Origin of the sequence: Mycobacterium sp. ITM-2016-00317, from assembly GCF_002968295.1 — a bacterium.
Classification (GTDB): domain Bacteria; phylum Actinomycetota; class Actinomycetes; order Mycobacteriales; family Mycobacteriaceae; genus Mycobacterium.
The window spans coordinates 5971462-5986256 of record NZ_CP134399.1 but is presented as its reverse complement, the minus strand read 5'-3'; the positions used below and the strand labels follow the sequence as shown (position 1 = coordinate 5986256).

16 protein-coding genes are annotated in these 14795 nt (G+C 66.7%); 11 read left to right on the top strand and 5 right to left on the bottom strand.

Annotated elements, in window-relative coordinates:
- Window positions 1–46: 46 nt before the first annotated feature.
- The 7 genes from C6A87_RS28770 (at window position 47) to C6A87_RS28740 (ending at window position 7893) form a co-directional block, all read left to right on the top strand.
- Window positions 47–1000 (top strand): ABC transporter permease, encoded by a 954-nt coding sequence (locus C6A87_RS28770; RefSeq protein ID WP_311115347.1) that lies wholly within the window; start codon window positions 47–49, stop codon window positions 998–1000.
- A 30-nt stretch (window positions 1001–1030) separates the two neighbouring features.
- Window positions 1031–2521, top strand: a complete 1491-nt coding sequence (locus C6A87_RS28765) for an FGGY family carbohydrate kinase (protein WP_311115346.1) — start codon at window positions 1031–1033, stop codon at window positions 2519–2521.
- A 55-nt stretch (window positions 2522–2576) separates the two neighbouring features.
- Window positions 2577–4040 carry a M81 family metallopeptidase gene (locus C6A87_RS28760; protein WP_396836952.1) on the top strand — a complete coding sequence of 488 codons (1464 nt, stop codon included), beginning with the start codon at window positions 2577–2579 and terminating at the stop codon, window positions 4038–4040.
- A 101-nt stretch (window positions 4041–4141) separates the two neighbouring features.
- Window positions 4142–5038, top strand: a complete 897-nt coding sequence (locus tag C6A87_RS28755; RefSeq protein WP_311115344.1) for an epoxide hydrolase — start codon at window positions 4142–4144, stop codon at window positions 5036–5038.
- Window positions 5035–5319, top strand: coding sequence for a hypothetical protein (locus C6A87_RS28750; protein WP_311115343.1), 285 nt, complete (start codon window positions 5035–5037; stop codon window positions 5317–5319). The genes C6A87_RS28755 and C6A87_RS28750 overlap by 4 nt, the downstream gene beginning before the upstream one ends.
- Before the next feature lie 276 nt (window positions 5320–5595).
- Window positions 5596–6579, top strand: a complete 984-nt coding sequence (locus C6A87_RS28745) for a methyltransferase (RefSeq protein WP_311115342.1) — start codon at window positions 5596–5598, stop codon at window positions 6577–6579.
- A gap of 90 nt (window positions 6580–6669) precedes the next feature.
- Complete coding sequence (locus C6A87_RS28740; RefSeq protein ID WP_311115341.1) at window positions 6670–7893, top strand: oxygenase MpaB family protein; 1224 nt, start codon at window positions 6670–6672, stop codon at window positions 7891–7893.
- Window positions 7894–7931: 38 nt separating this feature from the next.
- On the opposite strand, the gene C6A87_RS28735 is transcribed toward C6A87_RS28740, so the two are convergent.
- Window positions 7932–9029, bottom strand: coding sequence for an aldo/keto reductase (locus C6A87_RS28735; RefSeq protein WP_311115340.1), 1098 nt, complete (start codon window positions 9027–9029; stop codon window positions 7932–7934).
- Between the two features lie 23 nt (window positions 9030–9052).
- Here C6A87_RS28735 and C6A87_RS28730 point away from each other — a divergent pair, with 23 nt between their 5' ends.
- Both C6A87_RS28730 and C6A87_RS28725 read left to right on the top strand, forming a co-directional pair.
- Window positions 9053–9610 carry a helix-turn-helix domain-containing protein gene (locus C6A87_RS28730; protein WP_311115339.1) on the top strand — a complete coding sequence of 186 codons (558 nt, stop codon included), beginning with the start codon at window positions 9053–9055 and terminating at the stop codon, window positions 9608–9610.
- 116 nt (window positions 9611–9726) lie between these two features.
- Window positions 9727–10197: a hypothetical protein gene (locus C6A87_RS28725; protein WP_311115338.1), complete on the top strand. Its 471-nt coding sequence runs from the start codon at window positions 9727–9729 to the stop codon at window positions 10195–10197.
- Between the two features lie 19 nt (window positions 10198–10216).
- Here the strand turns inward: C6A87_RS28725 and C6A87_RS28720 are convergent, their stop codons facing one another.
- Window positions 10217–11113, bottom strand: coding sequence for an SDR family oxidoreductase (locus C6A87_RS28720; RefSeq protein WP_311115337.1), 897 nt, complete (start codon window positions 11111–11113; stop codon window positions 10217–10219).
- A 51-nt stretch (window positions 11114–11164) separates the two neighbouring features.
- Here C6A87_RS28720 and C6A87_RS28715 point away from each other — a divergent pair, with 51 nt between their 5' ends.
- Window positions 11165–11755 (top strand): TetR/AcrR family transcriptional regulator, encoded by a 591-nt coding sequence (locus C6A87_RS28715; RefSeq protein WP_311115336.1) that lies wholly within the window; start codon window positions 11165–11167, stop codon window positions 11753–11755.
- Window positions 11756–11819: 64 nt separating this feature from the next.
- On the opposite strand, the gene surE is transcribed toward C6A87_RS28715, so the two are convergent.
- From surE to C6A87_RS28700, 3 genes are all read right to left on the bottom strand, one after another.
- Window positions 11820–12599 carry a 5'/3'-nucleotidase SurE gene (gene surE, locus C6A87_RS28710; RefSeq protein ID WP_311115335.1) on the bottom strand — a complete coding sequence of 260 codons (780 nt, stop codon included), beginning with the start codon at window positions 12597–12599 and terminating at the stop codon, window positions 11820–11822.
- 25 nt (window positions 12600–12624) lie between these two features.
- Window positions 12625–13587 carry a PfkB family carbohydrate kinase gene (locus C6A87_RS28705; RefSeq protein WP_311115334.1) on the bottom strand — a complete coding sequence of 321 codons (963 nt, stop codon included), beginning with the start codon at window positions 13585–13587 and terminating at the stop codon, window positions 12625–12627.
- Window positions 13588–13710: 123 nt separating this feature from the next.
- Window positions 13711–14379, bottom strand: coding sequence for a response regulator transcription factor (locus C6A87_RS28700; protein ID WP_311115333.1), 669 nt, complete (start codon window positions 14377–14379; stop codon window positions 13711–13713).
- 133 nt (window positions 14380–14512) lie between these two features.
- Here C6A87_RS28700 and C6A87_RS28695 point away from each other — a divergent pair, with 133 nt between their 5' ends.
- Entirely contained in the window at window positions 14513–14794 is a 282-nt protein-coding gene (locus C6A87_RS28695) for a GlsB/YeaQ/YmgE family stress response membrane protein (RefSeq protein WP_311115332.1), read from the top strand.
- Window position 14795 lies beyond the last annotated feature (1 nt).

The following is a 14795-nucleotide window of genomic DNA, read 5'->3' as shown; positions in this document are numbered from 1 at the left end:
CACGCTGACCAAGACATCGGCAGTAGGCGCCCTGCGGGGTGACCTGGTGCAGCGCGTGATCCGCTACGTGCTCTTCGCGGGCTTCATCGCCATGGTGATCTTCTTCTCCTTGGCCGCGCCCCGGTTCCTCACCTACGGCAACATCATCAACATCGCTTTGTCGAGCGCGATCCTGTTGATCATTTCCGTGCCCTTCGCGCTCGTGGTGATCACCGGGAAGGTCGATCTGTCCGTCGGCTCGACGCTCGGCCTTTCGGGCGTGGTGACGGGCGTACTGATCACCGGCGGAACCGACTGGCTGACAGCGGCGCTCCTCGGCATCGTCGTGGGGGCGCTCGTCGGCGCGGCCAACGGCGCGATGATCTCGGTACTCAACCTCTCGCCCATCGTGGTGACACTCGGCATGCTGCAGGTGGTCCGCGGTATCGCTGAGCGCATCACGACCCAGCCCCCGTCCGGTTTCGGGGGCGGCATGGCGTTCCTCGGCCGGGGCACCTTGTTCGGGATCCCCGTCCTGGTCGGCATCGCCCTGCTCGTTCTGGCCGCGGGAATCGTCTTCTTGCATTTCAGCGCCTCGGGCCGGCACGTCTACGGGCTGGGTGTGAACACCGAAGCCACCTTCCTGTCGGGCATCAACACACGGCGGTTGTCGTTCATGACCTTTGTCGCCGTGGGCGCTGCCGCTGGGCTCGGGGGAGTCCTTCTCGCCGCCCGGCTCGATTCGGCACCGCCGACCACCCTCGGCGACGGCCTCGAGCTCCAGGTCCTGACTGCCGTGCTCCTCGGCGGTATCGCCTTCAACGGCGGACGCGGAACCATGTTCGGGGTCGTGCTGGGCGTCGCCTTCCTCGGCGTGTTGCAGAACGGACTGCTGCTGCTCAACGTCAGCACGAGCGGCCAGAAGCTGGCCACCGGCGCGGTGCTGCTGATAGCCGCCGGCCTGGAGGAGTTCGGTCTCAAGCGCGGACGCATGCGGGCGCTGATCAAACGTTCGTCATGATGCGGGACCTCCGGTGAAAAGGCGGCACCGATGACAACGGCAGTGTCGCTCGATTTCGGCACCTCCTCGCTCAAAGTGGCTGTCACCGACACCAACCGGGGTGTGCTGGGCGAAGCGGACCGCGAGTACGCCATCCGGCAGCCGTTCCCGACATGGGCGGAACAGGACCCGGCCGAACTGTGGGATCTTGCCGGCGAGGCATGCCGGGAGGCAGTGGCGAGCAGTGCGATATCGCCCGCTGAGGTCGACGCCGTCGTCATCGTGGCGCCGTGGAAAGCGGTGATCCCGGTCTCGGCCGACGGTGACGTGCTGTGCGACGGCATCATCTGGCTGGACGGGCGTGCATCGGCGGAAGGGGCCGCGGTGTCGCACCACTACGGCCTCGAATCGATTGGCGGGCAGTCCTACTGGCCCCGGTTGTTGTGGCTGCGAACGCACCGCCCGAACGTCTGGCAGCAGGCGTCCTGGCTCATGGGACTGCCGACCTACTTCAAGTGGCGTGCCACCGGAGAGGTCGTGACCGACCCCAGCGACGACTTCTTCCGGCACCCGGAACGTCCACTGACCGCTTTCGGTGAACGGCTGGCCCGGGACTTCGGATTCGGCGCTGACACAGAGAAATTCGCACCCGTACGGCCGTGTACGGACGTGATCGGTGAGCTGACGGAGGCGGGCGCGTCCCATCTGGGCCTGACTTCCGGAACCCGGGTCGTCAACGGATTCGGCGATCTTCCCGCCGTCACGCTCGGCACCACCGGATTCTCCAAGAATGCCGCGCACATCTATTTCGGGACGTCGTCGTGGCTCACCGTGGTCACACACGACGGCCAGAGTCTGGACGCGCCGCTGACATTCACCTTCGACGACTCCGTCGGTGGCGCAGTGTTTCCCCTGCAGACAGGCATGCGCGCCTACAACTGGATCACCGACCAGGTGTTCAAGGATCTGGCACCGGCAGGCACGCCTGCCTACTACGCGGAGATCAACCGACAGGTCGCCGAGATCCCCGCGGGATCGGACAATCTGCTGGCGACCCATTGGCTGGCCGGCGAGCTCGCCCCTCTTGCGAAGAGTGCCAAAGGAGTGTTCCTCAACCTCACCGCGAGCCATGACCGCCGCCACATGGTGCGCGCGGTGATGGAGAGCATCTGTTACACCCACCGCCGGCACGTCGAAGAGCTGTCCAGTCGGCACGGCCTCGGGTTGACAGAGGTCGTCGCGGTCGGTGGTGGGGCGCTCAACGAGGTGCTGATGCAGATGCTCGCAGATGTCCTGCAGCGAGACGTCGTGGTCCCGAACGGCGCGCGCCACGCCGGAACGCGCGGTGCCCACATCTGCGCCGAGTCCGCGATTGCGGGTGCTGCCGAACCCGTGCCGTTTCCGGACCCGATCGAAGCGCGCAGGTTCCGGCCCGATCCGTCGAACGCGCCCGAATACGACCGGATGTACCAGCTTTACCTGAAGATCTTTCCCGCATTGAGAGCGCTCTTCGCTGAGCTCAACCACACAGAAGGACCGTGACACCATGCGCGTGCTGTTGACCGAATTCCGCCAGGAGAGCAACAGTTTCTCTCCCGTGACTTCCGACCTGGATTTCTGGCGCGCAAACGGCTGGACGCTGACGGCGGCGGAGCTCCCCGCCAAACACGCCGGTGGGCACACCGCGCTCGGCGGAATGATGGCTGTGCTGGAGCAGTCGGTGGGGCCGGATCTGGAGATGGCCTTCGGTCCCGGCTTCTACGCCCAGAGCGGAGGGCCGGTAACCCCTGAGGTCGTGGAGGAATACCTGACTCAGCTCGATTCGGCCCTCGACGCGGCGGGCAGTCTGGACGCCGTCCTGATCTCGTTCCACGGGGCGTTACAGTCGACGGTCTCGGATGACGTCGAGTCCGATGTGCTGCGCCGGGTGCGGGAACGGGTCGGCCCGAGCTGCCTCATCGGGGTGTCGACAGATCTTCATGCCTTTGTCACACAGGATCTCATCGAGCAGGTCGACGTCCTCTGCGGTTATCAGACTTACCCACATGTGGATCTGGTCGAGACCGGTGCCAGGGCCGCCTCGCTGCTGCTGGACCTGTACCACGGAGCATCGCTGTACGGCGGCTACGTGGCGATCCCCATGATGGTTCCGGCCGCGGCCTACACGACGGGCGTGGGACCGTTCGGCGACTTGATCTCGCACGCGCACACCCTGGTGGCCGACGGTACGCTCGAAGACTTCAGCGTCTACCAGATTCAGCCGTGGCTGGACGTGGAGCGCCCCAGTTCCGCGGTCGTCGTCTACTCGAAGTCCCGGGAGCGCGCCGAGGCGGCCGCCGCTGAGCTGGCGACCCGGTTGTACGCGATGCGCCGTGACCTCAAGGCGGACCTGCACTCGATCGAAGAGATCGCCGCACGCGCGGCCTCGCCCGAGTCGTGCAAGCCGGTCATCCTCGTCGACTCGGCCGACTCGTCCAACGCCGGCGCCCCCGGCGACAGCGCGGCCGTGCTGGGTGTCCTCGCCAGCTCCTTCCCGGGGCTGCGGGCGGCCACGATCATCGCCGATCCAGCGGCGGTGGAAGCGGCGTTCACCGCCGGTGTCGGTGCCACACAGACGTTTACACTGGGCGGCACCGTGGACCCCCGAGCGGTTCCGGTGACGGTCGAGGGGCGCGTCCGGTCGCTGCACGACGGCGGCTTCGACGTCGAGGGGCAGGGCAGCGCGGGCAAGCACATCGAGCTCGGGCGTACGGCGGTGTTACGCGTCGGCGAGGTCGACGTCCTGGTGTGTCACACCATTTCCGGCAACGGCGACCCGCAGCTGTACCGCGCCTTCGGAATCGATCAGAAGATGTACGACCTCGTGGTGGTGAAAGCCAACACGTCGTTCCGCGCCGGATACGAGCCGTTCGCCGGTGAGATCTACCTGGCGGACACTCCGGGTGCGGCCGCGTCGGACATCGAGACCCTGCCGTTCACGAAATCGCACCTGCACGCGTTCCCGTGGGTGGACCGTGCGGAGTTCACGCCGGACGTGTTGGTGCGCACGCTAGGCGGGTGAGCGGGAGTCCGACTTGCGTGCTGCGGTGAGGAGCGTAAGCCTGGTGTAGGCGGCCTGCCCCGACGCGCGGCAGTGCGGCCACCATCGAGCCGGGAGGGGCGATGACCGCTAGTGAGAGCGCAACCGGGATGCCCGATACGCCCGCGCCCTTCACGTGGCAAGCCAGCGACGAGCAGGTCGAAGACCTTCGTCACCGTCTTGCGGCCACACGATGGCCCGACGCACCCGACCATGCTGACTGGACCTTCGGCGCAGACACGCAGTACCTGCGCGAGCTGGTCGACTACTGGGCGCATGACTTCCAGTGGTCGGAGCAGGAACAGGCGCTCGAAACGTTGCCCCGCTTCTCCGTGCCGATCGATGGACTCGACATTCACTTTGTCCACGCCAGAGCGGCCGACGGAACGCCCGACCCGCTTCCGTTGATACTGACCCACGGCTGGCCGGATTCATTCTGGCGCTACTCCAAAGTTGTTCCGTTGCTGACAGATCCCGGACGCCACGGCGGTGATCCTGCCGATGCATTCGACGTCGTGGTCCCCGATCTCCCCGGTTTCGGCTTCTCTCAACGGCCAGAGCGCCCGCTGAACGCCGTGCAGGTGGCCGAACTGTGGGCCCGTCTCATGGACATCTTGGGCTTCGATCGGTTCGGCGCAGTCGGCGGCGATATCGGCAGCAACGTGAGCCGATTTCTCGCCCTGAACTTCCCGAATCGCGTTCTTGCGGTACATCGCATGGACGCGGGCCTGCCGCCCATTGATCCGTCCTCGATCGATCTGACACCGGACGAGCGTCGGTGGATAGCGGGCGCGGCGAAGTGGGGAGCCGAGGAAGGCGCGTACGCCGCTATGCACCGCACCAAGCCGCAGACGGCGGCTACCGCCCTCAACGACTCGCCGGCCTCGCCGCATGGATCGTGGAGAAGCTGCGGGCCTGGAGCGACTGTGGCGGCGATGTCGAAAGCGCCTTCACCAGAGACGAAATCCTCACCAACGTGACGATCTACCGGATGACTTCGACGATCGGCTCCTCGATGCGGATGTATCGGGCGAATGCTGAGATCAGTGCCGCGCAACTGATGCGGCGCATCGAAGTGCCCTCGGGCTATTCCTTGTTCGCCGGTGACATCGTCCGACCGCCGCATGCCTGGCTGCACCGGGTGAGTAACGCCGTCTACATCACCGAACCCGCCCAGGGCGGGCATTTCGCCCCCTTCGAGCAACCGCAGCTCTACGCGGAGGAGCTACGTGAGTTCTTCCGGCCCTATCGGCGCCGCTGACGTTCCGGGAACTGCAGAACGCCGGCAAGAGGTTCAGACACTGCATGACTTCGGATCTGAGCGAAGAGTTTCTTGACGGCGCCGGGCCGCCCGAGCGCAGCGAGGAACGCGATCCGAAGGTGGCCGGGCTGGGACTAGGAAGAGCTCAACCTGGTTGGACGCACACGGGCTCGCCACCCTGGGCAGGTACGCCCCCGACCTGACCGGTGGGCGCGAGACGAAAGGTCTACCGTGACGACTACCAGCCCCGCCCCCTCGCTCGAGGACCATCACCGCATGATGGGCATGCTGACCGGGTACTGGGTGAGCCAGATTGTGCGTTCCGCAGCGGTTTTCAACCTTCCCGGTCATCTGGCCGCCGGTGTCGACACGCCTGATGCGATCGCCGAAGCCGAACTCCTCGATCCCAGCGCAACGCACCGACTGCTGCGGACCCTTGCCTCGCTCGGCCTCGTGACCTCCGATGACGGTGTCCACTTTGCGACCACCTCGCTGTTGGAGACGCTGCGTAGCGACGCCCCGCACTCTCTGCGTGGCATGGTGCTTGCGATGAGTGCGCCAGGCCACTGGTTGCCCTGGGGGCACTTTCCGGACGCGGTCCGCACCGGGGACCGGCAGATCAAGTCCGCGCTGGAGGGGTTCGAGACCGTGTTCGACTATCTCGCGGTTCACCCGGACCAGGCGGTCGCTTTCACCGAGGCCATGTCGAACCTGAGCGCCGCGGCCGCGATCGAGATCGCGAAGGTGGTCGACACCAGCGGTGTTGACTGCGCCCTGGACATCGGCGGTGCGAACGGGGAAGTCGTCCGGGCCATGATGCGCGCCAATCCCGACTTGCGTGGCGGCGTCTTCGATCTGCCGAATGTGGTGCCCGACGCCGAAGAAGCTGCACGCAACGACGGGCTGGGGGACCGCTTCACCGCACATGGCGGCGACTTCTTCGAGTCCGTGCCGTCGGCGGACCTGTACCTGCTCAAGTACGTCCTGCACGACTGGGCGGACGACAGCTGCGTGCAGATTCTCAAGAACTGCCGCGCGGCGTTGCGTGGCGAGGGTCGCATCGTCATCATCGACCACCTCGTCGGTGAGGTCGGCGATCCGGGACTTGCTCCGCTGATGGATATGAACATGCTCGTCATGACCGGCGGCCGTGAGCGAGACCTCGCCGAGTTCGACGCGCTCTTCGTAGCGGCTGGACTGCGCCGCACTGCCGTCAGTCAGGCCGGTCCCCTCGGCATCATCGAAGCCGTCGCGGCCTGACGGCCTGCGGTGCGTCGTTGACACCGCCGCAGCCCACCCCTAGCATTTCTGACTACATGTGTTGTCAGAATGAGCTCGAGGAGGAGCCGCGTGAGTGTGTTGATTCCGACGCGCCACCCTGACCGTCCGCGGCCGATCCCGGTCGGCATCCGGGCCCTCGCGACGGCCATGGCGATCCGCGACCCGAACCCGCACCAGTGGCAGATCCTCGGCGAACGGCTCACCGTCGGCGACGAGCCGATGGATCGCCTGGTCGAGTGGATGGCAGCCACCGGCACCGACCAGACGCGGCCGTTGTTCGAGCAGGCACTCAACGGCGGTATCGCCACTGTGCCGGACGCACCAGCGCCCCTTCGTGAGTTCTTCGACAGCGTGGAGACGCCACCGGACTGGGTGGACCCGGACCTGCTGCGCACAGGGCAGCGCGCGTTGCGGCGCGGCGGGGCCGACGGCATGTACATCGCCCGCGATGTCTCGTTGCTGGGCGGCTACCAGTTCTCCGGTTTCAACAAGACGTTGCTGCGTACCGGTGCGCTGGAGAAGGGTTCCAACAAGCGGTTCGCCGAAACCATGCAGTGGGCGATGGATGTCATCGCCGAAGGCGGTCTGGAACCCCTCGGCGTGGGCTACCGCTCGACCATTCGGGTCCGGCTGATCCACGCGTTCGTCCGTCGGCACGTGGCGGCGATGCCGGACTGGCGCGCCGACGAATGGGGCGTACCGGTCAACCAGACCGACATGGCCGCGACGCTGGTCGGCGCGCTCGTCGCACCGGCGGTGGGCTCGATCGCCATGGGCGTCGTGCTGGCCCCGTCGGAGTTCCGTGCCGTCGCCCACCTGACCCGGTACGTCGGCTTTCTGATCGGCGTCGAAGACCAGTGGCTGCCAAGGAGTTTCCGGGACAGCGTCCGGGTGCTGTCGCACACGCTGTCGGCACTGGCCGCGCCGGACGAATCCAGCAAGCAGCTCGCGGCCCCCATGGTCGAGGACCCGCTGGCGTGGCACTACGACAACCTGCCCGGCCTGCGGCGCCGGCTCGCCCGCGCCCAGCACCTGTCGATCACCAGTGCGTTCCTGGGGCGACGCACGGTGGAGAAGCTGGGCCTGCCGTCGTACGCCCTTCCGTGGTATCCGTTGCTGCGGCTACCGGTGAACCTCGCGCGGAGTGCGACCGCCCTCGGACTGCCGGGAGGTATGGCACGCGCGGATCAGCGCGGGCAGCGCGAGCACGCACAGTTGTTGCGCACCATGATCGGTGAGGACGCGTCGGCGACCATCGGCGAGTCCGCCGCACACGTCAGCCGGGTCGCCTGACGGGCACTGCTATCGGAAAGAGTTCGGGGACAGGCGGATCAGACCAGCGGGAGTGGTGGCGAGCCCAGAAGGTCGCGGTCGCCGTCGTAGCCGTTGCGTAGGGCGGCCGCGACATCCTCGTACGGAGCACCCAATTCGATTGTGCTGACACGATCCAGGCGCTGGTAGTGCTCTGCGTCGTAGTCGTGCTCGAAGGCCTTCAGGTACGCCCGGAGGTGGTCCGACGATCGCGGGCCGACGACAGGGATCAAGGCCGTCGGGGTCAGCGCGGCGCGGTGCCGAAGCCAGGCCAAGGACACCTGGACTGCGGTGGTGTCCGTCTCACACGCGATCGCCAGCACCTCGTCGACCACAGCCTTTTGATGTGCGGTTTCCGCGGCGGCGTTGCTGTCACGGCTCAATCGTCCCGTCTTCCCCCGCCGGTACTTTCCGGTGAGCAGCCCGCCGGCCAGCGGTGAATACACCAGCACCCCGAGGCCGTGGGCTTCGGCCATCGGCAGGAGTTCGCGGTCGGCGGAACGTTCGGCCAGGCTGTACTCGGTCTCAATCCCGATGGGCGAAGCGAATCCGCGCAGGTCTGCTTGCACGGCGGCGCCGGCGATGCGCCAGGCCGGGAAGTTGGAGAACCCGCAGTGCAGGACCTTGCCGGACTGGATCAAGTGGTCGAGTCCGGTCAGGATTTCCTCCATGGGAGTGACGCCGTCGGGAAAATGCGGCATGAAGACGTCCACGTAGTCGGTCTTGAGGCGTGTCAGGCTTGCCTCCAGTGACCGGATCATCGTCTTTCGGTTGTTGCCGGTCGTTCCCGGGCGGTGGTCCTTCTGCGTGGTCCCGCTGTACTTGGTGATCACGACGAAGTCGTCCCGGTCGGGACCGAGGAGTTCACCGAGAACGCTTTCTGCCTGTCCGGCCTGGTAGATGTCGGACGAGTCGAAGGTGGTGCCGCCCGCGCTGACGAAGGCATCGAAGATCTCCCCCGAGACCTCCCGACCGGCACTGGGGTCGGAGGTGCCGAAACTTCCTGTGCCCAGCGCGCACTCGGAGACTCGCAGTCCGGTGCGCCGTCCAAAAGTCGTATAGCGCATCAAAGACTCCTCGAGGATGGCGGTACGGGATATGCTCCCGACGTTACCCATAAAACGAGGGGTCACTCTTTTTTATGCCCAAGGTTGATCAGTCCTACCTCGATGCACGCCGCCGGCAGATAGTGGATGCTGCGCGGAGGCGATTCGCCCGCCAGGGCTTCGCCGGGACATCCCTGGCCGACATCGTCGCCGAGTCCGGCCTGTCCAACGGTGCGATCTACCGGTACTTCGCCAGCAAGGACGACATCGTCGTTGCGATCTGCGAGGACACGACGAGCGAAGTACTCCCGCACGAGCTCACCGCCACCGCCATCGGCGAATTTCTCGAAGACCTCCGTGCGACGGCGCGCGACGACGGTCACGCTCGCCTCGTCGCTCAGATATACGCCGAAGCCGCCGTCTCTCCCACCGTCGCGGCCGTCGTGCAGCAGCAACTCGCCGTCCTGCGGGACACCGTTGCCGCCCTTCTGCCTGAAAGGAACCCGACGGACACCGCCCGTATCGCCGAGGCTTTTGTGGCGCTCTGCGTCGGATACAGCCAGCAGTTGGCCGTGCGTGGCGACGTGGACTCCGCGCCCTTCGCTGCGGCACTGATGGCGATCGTCGATCCGCAGCACGCAGACGATCGATGACGAATGCTCAGGACCGCTAGCCGCCCGATCGCAGTTCCGTCAGTGTCGGGTGCCCGGACCTCAGGCACGTGCATTTGGTGGGCCTCACCCCGTGCCGATTGCCATAGGCTTCGTCGATGGCAATCGGGGAGTGGTCGAAGGCCAAATTCACCCTTCTCATCGGGCTGCCCGTCTTCCTTGTCATCAGCATCCCGATGGTCGTATGGGATTACCGCACAGAGGCTCCGCACCCCAGCGGCGACTGTCTGCACGTGGACCAGGCGATGCGGCACTGGATGCGTGTGCTGCCCGCAATTCAGAGCGGCCTGGGCGATGCGGACGACACCGACCTGGTCTCCGATACCGCCGCGGCAGCCACGGCGATCCGAGGGGAAGCCGAGGCGATCGAGGATCCGGTATTGCGGTCCACGGCGATGACACTCGCCGACAATCTCGAACGGGTCAGCCGCGGAAGCCCGAGCAGTCCACCGAACGGATTTCCGGATCGGAATTACATGGGGGGAATGCAAGATTCGATTTCCACCGGCCACGCCCTGAAGCTCGCGTGCCCGGGCGCCGTCGACGACCGAATGCCTGACGAGTCGTAGAGGTCGGACGGCTGCGGACTCACCGGCGAGTGGGAGCGGAGTCGAGCTGGGCGTTGTCCTTCGGCAAGTGGGGCCGAAGCGCGGCGGCGAAGATGCGGTCGAGAAGACGGTCGGGCAGTAGAGGCATCACCGGGAGCAGTGCGGCTTCCCGGCCGACGGTGTAGCGCGTGCGTGGCCTGCGTGCGGTGATGGCCTTGGCGATCACCGTGGCCGCAACCTCGGCGGGTAGTCCCGATTTGGTCGACGCTTCCGCCTGAGCGTTGACCGCGTGCACCAGGGCGCCGTATCGGCGGCGCTGCTGCGGTGTCATCGCGGCGAGCAGATCGTGGGCGCTGGCGATGGCTCTGCCGAGCATCTCCGTACGCACAGCGCCGGGTTCGACCACGATCACCTGGACCCCGTGGGGGGCCACCTCGCGTCGCAGCGCGTCGCTCATCGCTTCGAGCGCGAACTTCGTGCCCGCGTACGGACCATAGGTGGCCATCGCGACCTTGCCTCCCACCGAACTGATGTTGACCACGCGGCCCCCGCTGTCGATCAGCGTGGGCAGGAGCGCCTGGATCACCGCGACGTGGCCGAACAGGTTGACCTCGAACATCTCTCGCCACTGCTCGATCCCGAAGACCTCGACCGGAACGTTGGCCTGCACCGCGGCGTTGTTCACCAACGCCCGCAGTCGCCGGCCCCGCGGGTCCTCCGATACCCGACCGGCAAGCGCTCGGATCTGATCGGAATCGGTGATATCCAGAATCAACGGCTCGACATTCGACGCCCGGATGGCGTCGGCGTCGCGTTCTCGCCGAACACCGGCGAGAACATGGAACCCCCGCCGGGCCATCTCGCGGGCGGTGGCCGCTCCGATACCGGTAGAGGCACCGGTGACCATCACCAGCTCATTCTCAGTTGACACCGTCATCTCGTGAGTCTTGCGGAGTCAGATGACAGTGTCAACTACGATGGTCGGACTATGAGTCGCGAGGAATCAGCGGCCGCCACCCGACGCGCCCTGCTCGACCAAGCTGCCCTGCTGCTGGACGGCGGAGGTCTCGACGCGGTGACGTTGCGCGAGGTCGGCGCCCGCGCGGGGGTGAGTCGGGGGGCGCCGTATCGACACTTCGCAGACAAGGAGGGTCTGCTGACTGCGGTGGCTGCGGAGGGCTGGCAGCGCCTCGGTGACTACATGCATGAGGTGCAGACCGAGGTTGGGCTTTCACATGAAGGCAAGTTGCGCGCGGCGCTGATCCACGTCATCACGGTCAGCCGGCAACAGCCCCACCTATACCGGCTGATGTTCAGCCCCCCAGCAGGGGACCCGACCGCAGTGGTCCGCGCCGCGCAACGCATGTGCGACGAGTTCCTGGCCATCGTCGCCGACGTCGCCGGCAATGATCGTGCTGAGCGCTACGCCGCCATACTCCTGACTGGCGTGCATGGCGCCGTAGGCCTGGAGATGAGTGGCCTTCTGCACACCGACAAGTGGCAGACCACTCCCGAAGAACTCACCGATAACCTACTCGCGCTCATCAATGACGCCGACCGTCACGCCGACCGAAACTAGCTGGCCAGACACACGTTTCGACGCATCTCGCAGCAGACACTGGTCAGATCTACTACCCGACTCGCTACTCGGAACCTCCCTGCGCGGCCAGCCACTGACGCACGAGGTCGCCGTCGTGCGCCTCCACCGATCGCAGCTCCGTCAGTGTCGGGTGCCCGGCGTCCAGCAGCGCGCTGTCGGTGTCCGGCTCCGGCTCGTCCGACACCTCGACCTCGGTCAGGCGCACACCGCCGTCGCGGACCTCCTCGACCCGTGTCTGCACCGCTCCACCGCGGGCCAGCCGCGCATGTCGGAGCGGGCCCACCTCCGCCGCGGGCCGGTCCGGGACGTTGAGGGAGAGCACGGTGCCGTCGGGTGCGTCGAGGAGCAGCTCCAGCACCGGCGCCAGCAGGCCGGCGGCTGTTCCCCAGTACCGCTCCCCGGTGGGGCGCAGAGCGACGTCGAGCGACACGGCCAGCGCGCGGGTGTCGCTGATCTTCGCGGTGAGGGCCGCACCGACGGTGCCAGAGTGCAGAACGGCCCGACCGACGTTGGCGCCGTGGTTGATTCCGGACAGCACAACGTCCGGTCGGGGATCGAACCAACCGTTGAGCGCGGCGGCGACGATGTGTCCCGGCTGCGCGTGGACCGCCCACGCCTCGATGTCGAGACCGGGTATCTGTCGCTCCTCGACGACCGTGCGGCCATCCCGGCGGACTGCGCTCAGCGCCGCGCTCGCGCCGCTGGCCTGCTCGGCCGGGGCGGCGACGATCACGTCCAAACCCGCCTCCAGTGCCGCAGAGGCCAGTGCGTGCAGACCGGGGGAGTCGATCCCGTCGTCGTTGGTCACCAGTGCACGGGGCACCCGCCGCCCTCCTCCGTCTCCGCGGTCACTTCTTCCATGGATGCAGCTCCACCCGCTCGGCGAGCGTCTCGACGGCCCGGGCACCGCCGGTGCCCAGCCCGTGCCGTACCACGTTGAGCGCCCCGCAGGCGGCGCCGATCTGCAAGGCGGTGTGCAGCGGGCGACCACTTGCCAGCGCGGAGACGATGCCTGCGGTCATGGAGTCCCCGGCGCCCGCCGAATCGGCCGGCTCCAGTGCGGGCATGCAGATTTCGACGACGTCGTCGTCCTCCAGAAGCGCCAGGGCCGGTGCGGCACCGGCACGCGACACCACGACAGTGCCCGCGCCTTCGTCCCGCATGGAATGCATGGCCTTGACCAGATCCCCGGCGTCGTCGGACTTCGCGCGGCCGTCGTTGAGCAGTTCTTCGTGGCTGACCTTGATCAGATCCGGCTTGCCTGCGAGCACCGCTTCGAGTCGCTCGCCGGAGAGGTCGGCGGCCACCTTGCAGCCGTTGGCACCCAGGTCGGTGGACAGTCGCCGGTAGAGGTCCGCAGGCACCACGGTGTCCTCCTGCGGACCGGACAGGAGTGCCCAGCCGTGGATGAGTCCCTCGGTGAGGGTGAGCTCGTAGAGGGCGTCGAGTTCGTGGCGGTCCAGCGGGCTGCCCTCGGCCTCGGCGACGACCTCTCGGCTCCCCGTGCGGCGGTCGTGCACGTACGAGCCGTTGCGCGCGCTGACCGGCACGGCGCGCACGGTGACGTTGTTCATCGGCAGCAGGTGCCCGAGCACGTCGCCGGTCTCCCCGCCGAGCGCCGAGCACAGCACGACCGGCACACCGAGGGAGGACAACATGCGGGACTGCCAGACACCCTGACCGCCGGCGTGCACGTGAATGTCGTCCGCCCCTGACCGGTCCTCGACCGTCACGGTGAGAACGGGTAGGGGAGCGAAGACGACGACGGGATTGGGGTCCTCCGAACCGTTGCGGGGTTTGCTGTCTGCCATGGGCTGGGGTGTACCCACCCTGACGGCGACCCACCCCTGTACATGTGACCGGTTCGAGTGATTCCTCTCTCGGCAGGCTGAGAAGGGTTGCATCCCAATGTGTTCAGCAGCACAGCGGTCGGCTCAGGGCCCGCCCTTCCAGTGCTCGATGCGGTGGTGATCGGGGGTGAACCCGTGCTCGACACCCCAGAGCACGGCCTGGGTCCGGCTGGCCACGTCGATCTTGCGGTAGATCGTGCGGATGTAGGACTTGATGGTGTTCGGGCTGAGGTAGGTCAGCTTGGCGACCTCGGCGTTGCTCTTGCCCTGTGTGATGAGCGCCAGGATCTCCGATTCCCTGTCGCTCAATCCCTCGCCGCGGCCCGGCCAGTCGAGGCCGACAGCGCTGCGTCCCCGCGGCGGGATGTCACTGAACACTGTCTCGCCGGCATGGACCGCCTCCAGCGCGGCGACCAACTCCCGCGCGGGCAGCGTCTTCGACAGATAACCGTCGGCCCCCTTTTGGCGGGCGCTTTCGATGAGTTCGGGGTGAAAATTCCACGTATAGACCACAACCCGGTGAGCCCGCGGATTCGCGACCAACGCCGCGATCTCGTCGTGATCGGATTCGGGCTGGGCGAAGGAGTCGTAGAGGACGATGTCGACGCTGTCGTCGAGGCTCATGTTCGAGTCGATCTCCGCGACGACGACCCGATCGCGGTATCTGTCGAACATGTTCGCCACGCCCATCAGCACGACGTCGTAGTCGTCGACCAGCGCCACCGTGATCGGAGTGTTCGGCGGCGATGCCATGGTCCCCAGGCTACCTACCTAGGGGTGTACCGCCACCCCCCTTAGGGGTGTTGGACTGACATCAGTGTCGAGCAGCCGCCCGACCAATCCCGATCCAGCGCCACCCGGCGCTGCACCAGAAAGGCACGCAGCCATGATCGGACTCATCGTCAGCATCATCGTCATCGGACTGATCGCCGGCGCTCTCGCTCGCCTCCTCGTTCCCGGCAAGCAGAACCTGTCGATCCTGATGACCATCGTCCTCGGAATCGTCGGCTCCTTCGTCGGCGGATTCCTCGGGTACCTGATCTTCCACAAAGACGCCTCGCAGGGATTCCTCCAGCCCTCCGGCATCATCGGCTCGATCATCGGCGCCGTCCTCGTGCTCGTGATCTGGCTCCGGGTCGGAGGCCGAAGCTCCGTCAGCCACCGGTAGC